Raw genomic sequence first — 837 nt, forward strand, 5'->3', positions numbered from 1 at the left:
GTGTGGGGGCGGGGGGTCGCGGAGCGGCGTCCGTGGGTGGTCGATGTCGGGGTCGCCCTGTTGGTGCAGGGGGCCATGACGATGCCGTTCGTGGTGCCTCGGGCGGCCGGGCTGGCGCCGGCGACGTGGGCCGCGTACGGGCTGATGACGCTCACCGTGGTGCCGCTGGTGTGGCGGCGGCGGGCTCCGCTCGCCGTGCTGCTGGCGATTCTGGTGACCAGCATGGTCTACGGGCTGGCCCTCGACGGGCCCGGGCAGCCGCTGCCGTATCACGGGCTCGTGATCGTCTATACGGTCGCCGTCCTGTCGCCGCCCTGGAAGCGGCTGGTCAGCGGGGCGCTGGTGCTGGTCGCCGTGCCCGTGGGGGTCTGGCTCAACACCCGGTCGGCGCGTGAACTGACCTTCTCCGCCTTCGTGTTCGCGGCCGCCTACGTCTTCGGGCGGCTCACCGACGCCCGTCAGCGTGCCCATCGGGTCGAGGCCGAGCAGGCCGCCGCGCGTGAGCGGGCCCGGATCGCACGGGAGATGCACGACATCCTCTCCCACGCCGTCAGCCTGATGATCGTGCAGGCGGAGGCCGGGCCCGTGGCCGTGCGTACGGCACCGGAGCGGGCCGAGGCCGCCTTCGACGCGATCTCCGAGACCGGGCGGGACGCCATGGTCCAGCTGCGGCGGATGCTCGGCCTCCTCCGGGACAGCGAAGGGGGCAGCCCGGGGGCGCGTGCCGGGTACGCCCCCTGGTCGGCGCCCCGTGCGCCTCAGCCCGGGGTCGGGGAGCTGCCCTCTCTGTTCGAGCGGGTGCGGGGCAGTGGGCTTGAGGTCCACTACGAGGTGGTG

General features: G+C 74.1%; 1 protein-coding gene. It reads left to right on the plus strand.

Annotated features, from left to right (window positions below; genetic code table 11):
* Nucleotides 1–837: histidine kinase dimerization/phosphoacceptor domain-containing protein (locus P1P70_RS45240; protein WP_319248395.1), on the plus strand; the 837-nt coding region annotated here is incomplete at its 3' end.

Origin of the sequence: Streptomyces sp. MB09-02B, from assembly GCF_033794485.1 — a bacterium.
In the GTDB taxonomy this organism is placed as follows: domain Bacteria; phylum Actinomycetota; class Actinomycetes; order Streptomycetales; family Streptomycetaceae; genus Streptomyces.